Below are 10,374 nucleotides of genomic sequence, written 5' to 3'. Positions count from 1 at the left end.
AGGGCTTCAGGTTCATTGTGGTACCTCTTTAGTCCGGTTCACGAGGCGATGGGTATGATTGAATCCCCATAGTCTCAGGCTTCTCCCGCGATTTTGTCCAATAGGAAAAATTGCATTCGGGTCATCGATGCTGTACTGCATCTGATGGCCTTTTCTTTTCCCCTCAACAATTCTTTCCTAATAAATTATACAATATAGCGGGATATAAGCCATTTTCAATAAGGCTTCAAAGGGAAAGTTCATCTTTTCTTAAGGTTTAAGCAAGATTGCTTCTGTAGTATGATATGTGTATGAATTCAAGAAGAGGATTGATATGGATTTTAAGAATAGAAAAAAGAAGAGATTTGACAGATACAACGCGCTGCTCATAGTAATGCTTGCAGTATTCAGTGTCATCATAGCAAGGCTGACTACGCTGCAGGTGATCATGGGCGAGGAGTACGCTGAGCGGGCCAATGACGAGTTCATCAAGAACCTTAGCGAGAAAGCCCCGAGGGGGGACATCATCGACAGTAAGGGGAATATCCTTGCCACATCGGTACAGAGCTACAAGCTTGTGTACGTGGATACCGCAGAGGCAAGGAAAGAGATTTACAATACCATAGACAAGGTAAACTCACTGCTCCAAAAGGCAGGTGAGTCTGCTTCTGATTCCTTCGAACTCAAGCTTCTGCCTTTCAGGTTCGAGTTTTCCTCTGAAACCCCGGAGGGGCTGAGGCGCCTAGAGCTCAGATGGAAGAAGGACAGGGGGATTGATTCCCTTATTTTCAACGAGTCGCTGAAAGAGTCAACAGGAAAGGGAAAGATCTCCGAGCTCAACGAATCGGAGACGGACCTGCTTGACGACATGGTGATGGCTTACGGAGCAGAGGACACATTCCATTATCTTATAAAGAAGTACAAGATCTATGAAGCCCTTGAAGATGGTTCAGAAAAGAACAAGGAGTATGCGAAGATGAGCGGCAATGAGCTTTATGCCCTTATGAGCACAAGGCTTTCAGATACTGCTATAAGGGATTACATAGAAATAAAGGACAGCATAACCATGGAGAGCTACCAGGGTTCAAGGGCTGTCACCATAGTAAACAACATGAAGGAGGACAGCGCTTTCACATTCATGCAGCAGCTGTCTGACCTTCCGGGAATACAGGTGGACACCGAACCCATAAGGCTTTATCCCTATGGGGAGATGGCGGCTCATGTGCTTGGGTATCTTTCACCGATAAACAGTGCCCAGAAGGACAGGTATGAGGAAAGGGGATATGATGTCTCGACCGATTACATTGGCGCATCAGGGATAGAGGCGGCTTACGAAGACAGGCTCAAGGGAAGCAAGGGAGGCAGCACGGTCGAGGTCGACAAGAATGGAAGGACCGTGAAGGAGCTCTTCAGGCTGGATGTCAATCCGGGAAATACAGTGCAGCTATCCATCGACATGGAGCTGCAGAACGTAGCTGAAAAGGGACTAAAGGAAATCTCTACGCAGCTCACTACAACAAACAGGATACATACGACAGGCGGATACATTTCCGATTCCTCTAATGCGACAAGGGGAGCTGTAGTGGCAATAGAGGTAAAGACTGGGAGAGTGCTGACTTTGGCGAACTTCCCGAGCTACGACCCCAATATTTTCGCTGTACCTGGAAGGCTTACTCCTGAGCTTTACAGGAAGTACTTCAATCCTGACTATGAAGCCTTCGGAAATGACCTCATACAAAGGCTGAACCTGAAAGACAAGGAAGGAAAGGCGATAAGCGTTGACTACCTTTTCCCACTTAATTCAGACGGTACGAGAAGGGATCCGTATGATCTTTATGCCAGGCCGTTCTTCAATTACGCAACGCAGGGAATAACACCACCAGGATCCACATTCAAGCCCATAACTGCTGTAGCGGCCCTTGAGGAAGGCGCTATAACGCCTTCGACAGTAATCTTCGATGGCGGATCGTTCACAAGCTCATCCCTGCGAGGTTACAGGGTTAGGAATGACGGAGGCTCTGCCTACGGTTCTCTTACACTGAACAAGGCGATGGCGAAGTCTTCAAACGTATACTTTGCAGACCTTGGATACCGGCTTTACCAGAACGGTGGATTGAACTCCATTTCGGAATGGGCATGGAAGCTTGGTCTGGGACACGATCCTTCTGAGCCTGCCCACAGCACTACAGGGATCGAGATAAGCGAGAATATTCAAAGCAATGTATACAACCATGACAGCAAGAGGCTTATAACCCAAAGGCTCATAAATTTCGGAGTGGTTGAATTCCTGAATGCTGGAAAGGCAAGGAACGGATCCTCGTTCAAACCGCTAAGCATTGGAATTGACAAGGCTGATTTGGATCCAATGGCCCAGGCAAAGCAGGCGATAAAGGATGCAGTGAAGGATGCCCTTGATATCAGCCTTGATGATGCAAACATCAGGAAAGGTCCGAAGCTTGAGGACCTCTCAAAGATACTGACACCGCTTTTCCAGGGCTTCATAGATACTCTGCCTGCAGGGTCTGATGTAGAGAAGGCAAGCTACTATGCGAACCAGATAGCTGAATATATAGTATACGACAAGGTCAATGAGATGTGGAGCCCGGTCAATGTGATCTCAGCATCACTGGGACAGGGAGATACCCAGATAAGCCTCCTTCAGATGGCAAACTCCATAGCGACGATAGCCAACGGCGGAACAAGATACAGGACCTCACTGGTGGACAGGGTGCTGGATGAGGAAGGCAACGTGATACTTGAAAACCAGCCTGAAGTGCTGGAGGAGACAGGGATAAGCGAAGCCACGCTGGAAGCTGTCAGGAACAGCATGAGGGCAGTAAATGAACTAGGTGGTACGGCCTACTCGACATTCAGGAACTTCCCCATAGCTACCGCAGGAAAGACAGGAACAGCCAGCGTACGGAGCAATGATTCAACATTCATAGGAAGGTCAGCTTACGGAGTGTATGTCACATACGCGCCTGCTGACGACCCTGAGATAGCGATTGCCATAGTCATATACGACAGCACCAGAGGATCGTATGTCGCCCCGATTGCACTTGCAATGTACGAGGAGTATTTCAAGGACGTTCTGGAGTCAGAGTATCCGGGCTACACCAGAAAATACAACTATAAGATTGATGACCCTTATGAAGCGGTAACAGGCGATTATGACGGAAATCCGATAGAGGATGAGACGACTGTAAGCCCGTAGGATCATGGAGGTACCATGGAGAGAGTGAAGGCACAATATGCGGCTATGGCATTTGCCGCTGCGGCACTGTATGCAGCAAGCGCTCCGGCATCGAAGCTTCTGCTTGCGGAGGCTACGCCCGTCTTCATGGCTTCTTTCCTTTATCTGGGAGCTGGAACGGGTATGTCCGTGGTTGCCCTTTTCCGTAAAGGCTTAAATAATGGACATAAGGAAATGAGGCTGGACAAGGGTGACCTGACCTTCGTGGTGCTTATGATCATCCTTGATATCATAGCGCCGATCCTGCTTATGGTTGGGCTAAGGATGACAACCGCTTCAAATGCATCGCTTCTTAACAACTTTGAGATAGCAGCCACATCGATAATAGCATTCATACTGTTCGGTGAGCCTGTATCGAAGAGACTATGGAAGGGTATAGCAGTAATCACTGCAGCCAGCATGCTCCTGTCACTTGGGGAAACTGGCAGCCTGGATTTTTCACTTGGTTCAGTCTTCGTGCTTTTAGCAGCAACAGCATGGGGCTTCGAGAATAACTGCACCAGGATGCTTTCACTGAAGGACCCGCTTCAGGTGGTTGTGATCAAAGGCCTTGGATCAGGCGCGGGGTCTCTCATTGTTGCTGTTTTGATTGGAGATGCACCTCCTGAGCTGGCTTTTGTACTATATGCGATGCTCCTGGGATTCTTCTCCTATGGAATGAGCATATGGCTCTATGTATATGCACAGCGAGGACTTGGTGCCGCAAGGACAAGCTCATATTATGCTGTTGCGCCGTTCATCGGGGCTGCCATATCGTATGCTGTATTCCGTGACCCATTGTCTCCGACCTTCCTGGCAGCCCTGCTGCTTATGATGATCGGAAGCTACTTGGCTGCCTTTGACGGAGTGCTTAGAAAAACGAAACGGAAAATCAGTTCCATCTGATTGTGAATTTTTAAGCAATTTTTAGTGTTGGTACTGTACCATAATCCTGTAAAATCTGCTATAATTTACAGGTTGATGAGTAATACCTTTTTAGGTGAAATAGGGAATGATATGAAAGTTAAGAAATGGGATATTATAATAATTGCATTATTCGTACTCCTGTCCTTTGTGCCTGTCGGCATATTCGCATTGACAGTTGCAGGAAATGAAGAGGCTGACGGCGTATATGCTGTCGTAACGGTTCAGGGAGAGGAATACAAGACTATAAAGCTCACGGGGCATACGGGAAGCGAAGAGCTGCTTGTCAGGACGGAACTTGGGATGAACCTCCTTAGGGTCGTTGATGGGAAGGTGATGATGTTCGAGGCCGATTGTCCCGACCAGGTGTGCGTATATCAGGGGGCTGCAAGCAAACCGGGTGACACCATAGTTTGTCTGCCACACAAGGTAGTGGTTGAAGTAAAGGGTACGGTTCCGGATAAAGACCAGACCGATATTACCACGAATTGAGGTGTATAGGATGAATAAGACAACCAGAATGGTCTTCATTGCGCTAATTGTAGCTCAGGCTCTTGTGCTGCATGTAGTGGAAGGAATGATACCTCTTCCTATTGGTGTTCCTGGTGCGAGGCTCGGACTTGCCAATATTTTCACGATAATATCCCTCTATACGTTGGGATTAAAGTCATCCCTGGTAGTGGTGCTTCTGAGGGTGTTCCTTGCGACCTTCTTCGGCGGCAACCTGTCATCTATGATGTATAGCCTGAGCGGCGGATTGCTTAGCCTTATCGTAATGGCAGCGGTGAAGAACCTTTTGAAGGATAAGGTCTCCATCATCGGTGTATCCGGCGCTGGAGCCATAAGCCACAACATAGGGCAGCTTCTGGTTGCATCCTATATAGTGCAGAACATAGCGGTAATGCTGTACCTCCCGGTATTGACCTTCATAGGTATCGGAACAGGAATATTCGTGGGTATCACTGCTAATTTCATCATGGCTCATTTGAGGAAGATACCTTCCTTGAAGAAGATCATGGCTGTAGTCGAATAAGAGGAGCATCATGCATGGCATGGTGCTTTTTTATTGCAGAAATAAAACTTGGATGCTTGAAAAAATATTTTACAAAAGTGAATGAATTGTTAACGAAGACTATTGACACTGTATACAGGCAGTGATAATATTAAAAGTTATAATTTGACAGAAAATCTTCTTTAGGTTATAATGGTACAGGAAGAAGGTGGTTTGATGGATAGGAACACCAGCGTAGAGAGCATTGAGGCCATACGCGAGGAGATCTCGAACAACGTAGGAAAAAACGTCAAATTGAAAGCCAATGTTGGCAGACGGAAGATTTACGAGAGCACCGGCATAATCGAACAGGCTTATTCCAGTATTTTTTTAGTGAGACTGGACAACGAAAGCAAAGGAACTGTTACATTCAGCTACTCAGACGTACTTACAAAGACAGTTCAGCTGTTATACAAGAACTGAAGGTATCCGGAGAACAATCCGGGTGCCTTCTTCTTTATTTTAGGATATAATTTAGGAGAATGAATCTGTGGGTTTTAATATCACCCCTGGGTGAGTAATCACCCTTACAGTAAGGAGATGCCTGAAATGAGGATCGAAGCACATGCGAAAATCAACCTGTCCCTTGATATCGTAGGTAAGAGGGAAGATGGATATCATCTGCTTGAAATGGTCATGCAGGAGATCGAACTGCATGACATAGTTGAGATAGAGAAGGCAGACAAGGGGATCACCTTGTCATGCAGCAAGGAGTACATCCCCTGCAATGCAAAAAATACAGCCTACAAGGCTGCTGAAATGATGATCGAGAGATGTGGCATTGACGGGGGCGTCAGGATATCCATCGAGAAGAACATACCTGTAGCTGCCGGACTTGCCGGAGGTTCCACAGATGCTGCTGCGGTAATCAAAGGGATGAATGAGGTTTATGAACTTGGGTTGTCCCTTGAAGAGATGATGGACCTTGGACTCAGGGTAGGTGCTGATGTACCATATTGCCTTGTGGGCGGTACAGCCCTCTGCAGCGGAATAGGGGAAATCGTGAAGCCTCTTAAGCCATTTAGTGGTGTTGATGTGCTGCTTGTAAAGCCTGCATTCGGGGTGTCGACCAAGGACGCATATATGGGATTCGAGCTGGACAAGGTGAAGAGGCATGTATCAACAAGAAGGCTGATCGCTGCAATGGATATTAGGAATCTTGACTTAGTCGCATACAACATGCGTAACCTGCTTGAGAATGTGACCCTGAGGAAGCACCCTATATTGAAGACCATCAAGGAGTCGCTTTCTGAACATGGAGCGATAGGTACCCTAATGAGCGGAAGCGGACCTACAGTCTACGGGATATTCAGTAGTTCCGAGGATGCCAGAAAAGCCGAAGGTTTCTTCAGGGACAAGTACAGGGAAGTCATACTTACGAGGACGCGATAAAGGACCCAAATTTTGGGTCCTTAGATTATTGCTTCATTTTTTTGTGCCAGGCTCTTAAGGAGCGCATACACATCATCTGATGCATTTTCTTTCGAATGCTCCATTGACCTTGCCTTCATCCTTGCGAGTCTAACCTCGTCCCTCATGAGGCTGCAGATGGCTTCCCTGCAATCAGTACCCGGGCCTATGTCGAGCGCCAGGTCATGTTTCAGGAGATATGCTGCATTCTGTGCTTCCTGTCCCGGAACGGCTGAGAAGATGGCCAGAGGGGTACCGGTCACGAAGCTTTCAGCAACTGTCAGACCCCCTGGCTTTGTCACCAGCAGGTCTGTGATCCTTAGGATATCGTCCATGTTGTCAACATATGCTAGGTTCAGGAATTTCTTCTCTGAATTTTCATTGAGCTCGACCATCTTTTCGTGCAGCTTGAGGTTACCGCCTGATATCACTATAATTTGCAGGTCGCAATCGATGGACAATAGCTCCCGCACTATGCTCTCGATGTTTCCAAGTCCAAGGCTTCCTCCCATCACTGTTATGGTCCTCTTGTCCATGAGTCCCAGTTCCTTGAGGGTCTCAGACCTTTCCGGATGCTGTGAGAACTTCCTTCCTGTTGGTATCCCGAATACATGGATGCTGCCTTCCTCGATGCCTCTTTCCTTCAGCTCACCAATCATGTCATCATTCGAGACTACATATGCTTCTATGTTGCTGTGTATCCAGAAGGAGTGCGCCCCGAAGTCAGTCATTACGACACAACCCGGCTTCATCAGGCTGTGGTTTTTCTTGAGCAGGGAAAGGATCTGTGATGTGAAGGGGTGGGTGGCGACAATGACATCAGGGTCGAATTCTTCTATGGTTGGAATCAGTCCTTTTGTCACATATTCATACCAGAGCCTCGTTACAGCTATGGAATCCCTTTTGTCCGCATACTTGTAAAGGTACTTGAAGAAAACCGGGTAGTACTTGATGCTTTTCAGGTACGTGCCGATGACCAGCTTGTCCAGCGCGGGGCTGATATATTTTATTGTATTGATAACCCTGACCTCTGAACCTGGTTCGTTCCTGAGGACAGCCTCCCTTATGGCTTCCGCTGCTTTATTATGGCCGCTGCCTGCGGATACAGTGAGTATCAATGCCCTCATGAGGAACACTCCTTTTGCCGTACACCTGTGTTGTTTTCTGTTATAATTATAGCATAGAGGATTTCGATATTCGGAAGCTTAATGAAATTATAAGATAAACCTAACAATATGCGGGGTGGCAGATGGGCAAGGCTACGATTTATATCATAAACAAGAAACCAGATGAAGAACCGATAGAGGTCGTGTACAAGGGTTCGTATTCTGAAGGCAAGGAACACTCGGTGGTTGAATACGATGAGAGCGACCTGACCGGCATGGAGGGCATAAGGACGAGGATAAACATCTATCCGGACCATATGGAGATAGTAAGGACCGGAAACCTAAATGCAAGGCTGAAATTCAAGGAAGGATACATTGACAGCATACTTTACAAGATGCAGTACGGAACCATAGCCATGGAGGTATCCACTGAGAAGCTTGACATCAGGAAGGTTGAAAACGGATATGACATCCTTGTCCGATATGACCTGGAAGTGAAGGGTGATTACAAGGACAAGAACGATATGTCCATAAGGATTGTAAAGAGCTGAAAAATAAAACCGAATAGAAAAAAATAATAGTAGCACACATGCAGAATGTGTGTTACTATTACTATTATTTATTTAATCAAATAATACGCCCATTGTAAATAGAGGGTAATTACTATTATACCAAATGCAATTATCCTGTCAACATCTTTTTTGGAGGTTTGTCATGAAAAACACTAAATTTATCTTTGTTACCGGAGGAGTCGTATCGTCGCTCGGGAAAGGGATCACTGCAGCATCACTTGGAAGGCTACTTAAGAACAGAGGACTGAAGGTGTCCATACAAAAGTTCGACCCTTACCTGAACGTAGACCCTGGAACAATGAGCCCATATCAGCATGGTGAGGTGTTTGTTACCGATGACGGAGCAGAGACGGACCTCGACCTTGGCCACTATGAAAGGTTCATAGATGAGAACCTTTCAATGAGCAGCAATGTAACTACAGGTAAAATCTATCACAGCGTAATCAGCAAGGAGAGGAAGGGAGAATATCTCGGAGGAACGGTTCAGGTAATTCCCCATATAACCAACGAAATCAAGGAAAGGGTCATAAGGGTCTCCACGGAGAAGGATGTCGATGTTGTAATCACTGAGATCGGCGGTACAGTAGGTGACATAGAGTCTCAGCCGTTCCTGGAGGCGATAAGGCAGATAAAGTATGATGCCGGAATGGATAATGTCCTGTTCATACACGTGACGCTTGTTCCTTTCCTGGGGAAAGCCGGAGAGCTCAAGACAAAACCTACCCAGCACTCCGTAAAGGAACTGAGGAGCATAGGAATCCAGCCTGACATCATCGTGGCAAGGTCTGAGAAGGAGCTCTCATCTGACCTAAAGAGCAAAATCGGCCTGTTCTGCAATATCGAGGGAAGGGCTGTCATACAGAACCTGGATGCTGAGAACCTCTATGAAGTACCTCTGATGCTCCATAAGGAAGGTCTCGACACACTTGTCTGCGAAAAGCTCGGACTGAACTGCGGTGCAATAGACAATTCAAAGTGGGAGAGCATGGTAGAGAAGCTGAAGAACCCAAAGAGGAGCACAAGGATTGCACTTGTAGGTAAGTATGTTGAGCTTCATGATGCATATCTTTCAGTGGTCGAAGCTCTGGGCCATGGTGGACTTAAGAATGATTCCTCAGTAGACATCAAGTGGGTGAACTCAAATGACCTCACAAGTGATAATGCAGCCGACTACCTTGATGATGTCGACGGCATACTGGTCCCTGGCGGCTTCGGATACAGGGGAGTCGAGGGTAAGATAGAGGCTGTAAGGTTTGCAAGGGAAAACAACGTGCCGTTTCTGGGGATATGTCTTGGAATGCAGACCGCAGTCATAGAGTTCGGCAGGAACGTGCTCGGCCTGGAATGCGCCAATACTTCTGAGATCGATCCTGATACCAAGTATCCTGTTATCGACCTTATGCCTGAACAGAAGGACATAAGCGATAAGGGAGGAACAATGAGACTCGGGCTTTATCCTGCGAGTATAAAGGAAAACACATTCACAAGGGCTGCATATGGTAAAGACCTTATCAATGAGAGGCACAGGCACAGATATGAGTTCAATAACATATACAGGGCAGATTTCGAGGCGAGTGGCATGGTGTTCGCAGGCCTGAGCCCTGATGAGAGGCTCGTTGAGATCATTGAGATACCGGACCGCAAGTGGTTCGTAGCTACCCAGTTCCACCCGGAGCTTAAGAGCAGACCGAACGACCCGCACCCGCTGTTCGTTGACTTCATCAAGGCATCGCTTGATAAATAGGAATTGGCAATGCCCGGGTCTTTGACAGCTCTTCGCAGGAATAATCAGGGATTCAGGCTGCAGTCAAACCTGAAAAGCTGGTATATTTGCATAGGCCCATTACAGTTTTGGGTCGATTCAAAGCATACTTTTGCCTGATGAATCCAGGAAGGCGGTGAAGCAAGGGATAATCCCTGCTGTCTCCAATCTCAGCTCCTGAAACATGCCAGATGATATTCTAATATCGGTTAGAATTTTCAAGGCATAAGACTCCAAATACATTACGCAGAAAACATCAGGACATTAAAGCCTGGGAAACGCATGATATAAGCGTTTCCCAGGCTTTTTCCGTACATAGGGTGTCATAGGCGGGATCT

General features: G+C 47.0%; 9 protein-coding genes. 8 read left to right on the top strand and 1 reads right to left on the bottom strand.

Going from position 1 to position 10,374, the window contains the following annotated elements; all coding sequences use genetic code 11:
* Window positions 1-313: 313 nt before the first annotated feature.
* The 6 genes from T472_RS01290 to ispE all read left to right on the top strand — a co-directional run bounded on the left by T472_RS01290 (window position 314) and on the right by ispE (window position 6,578).
* Complete coding sequence (locus tag T472_RS01290) at window positions 314-3,193, top strand: penicillin-binding transpeptidase domain-containing protein (RefSeq protein WP_023387161.1); 2,880 nt, start codon at window positions 314-316, stop codon at window positions 3,191-3,193.
* 15 nt (window positions 3,194-3,208) lie between these two features.
* Entirely contained in the window at window positions 3,209-4,117 is a 909-nt protein-coding gene (locus T472_RS01285; RefSeq protein ID WP_023387162.1) for a DMT family transporter, read from the top strand.
* A gap of 111 nt (window positions 4,118-4,228) precedes the next feature.
* Window positions 4,229-4,627: a NusG domain II-containing protein gene (locus tag T472_RS01280; RefSeq protein ID WP_023387163.1), complete on the top strand. Its 399-nt coding sequence runs from the start codon at window positions 4,229-4,231 to the stop codon at window positions 4,625-4,627.
* Between the two features lie 10 nt (window positions 4,628-4,637).
* The gene (locus tag T472_RS01275) at window positions 4,638-5,168 is read left to right on the top strand and encodes a Gx transporter family protein (RefSeq protein ID WP_023387164.1); all 531 of its coding nucleotides are present in this window, start codon (window positions 4,638-4,640) and stop codon (window positions 5,166-5,168) included.
* Between the two features lie 195 nt (window positions 5,169-5,363).
* On the top strand, window positions 5,364-5,609 hold the full coding sequence (locus T472_RS01270; protein WP_023387166.1) for a Veg family protein: 246 nt from the start codon (window positions 5,364-5,366) through the stop codon (window positions 5,607-5,609).
* Between the two features lie 126 nt (window positions 5,610-5,735).
* Window positions 5,736-6,578 carry a 4-(cytidine 5'-diphospho)-2-C-methyl-D-erythritol kinase gene (gene ispE, locus T472_RS01265; RefSeq protein WP_023387167.1) on the top strand — a complete coding sequence of 281 codons (843 nt, stop codon included), beginning with the start codon at window positions 5,736-5,738 and terminating at the stop codon, window positions 6,576-6,578.
* A 20-nt stretch (window positions 6,579-6,598) separates the two neighbouring features.
* Here ispE and T472_RS01260 read toward each other — a convergent pair whose 3' ends face one another.
* Window positions 6,599-7,723, bottom strand: coding sequence for an MGDG synthase family glycosyltransferase (locus T472_RS01260; protein WP_023387168.1), 1,125 nt, complete (start codon window positions 7,721-7,723; stop codon window positions 6,599-6,601).
* A gap of 122 nt (window positions 7,724-7,845) precedes the next feature.
* Between T472_RS01260 and T472_RS01255 the strand changes: the two genes are divergently transcribed.
* Window positions 7,846-8,253: a YwiB family protein gene (locus tag T472_RS01255; protein WP_023387169.1), complete on the top strand. Its 408-nt coding sequence runs from the start codon at window positions 7,846-7,848 to the stop codon at window positions 8,251-8,253.
* Window positions 8,254-8,416: 163 nt separating this feature from the next.
* Window positions 8,417-10,018, top strand: a complete 1,602-nt coding sequence (pyrG, locus tag T472_RS01250; protein WP_023387170.1) for a CTP synthase — start codon at window positions 8,417-8,419, stop codon at window positions 10,016-10,018.
* Window positions 10,019-10,374: the final 356 nt, after the last annotated feature.

Source organism: Youngiibacter fragilis 232.1 (assembly GCF_000495435.3).
In the GTDB taxonomy this organism is placed as follows: domain Bacteria; phylum Bacillota; class Clostridia; order Clostridiales; family Clostridiaceae; genus Youngiibacter; species Youngiibacter fragilis.
The sequence above is the reverse complement of the archived record's forward strand: the minus strand, read 5'-3'. Positions and strand labels throughout refer to the sequence as shown.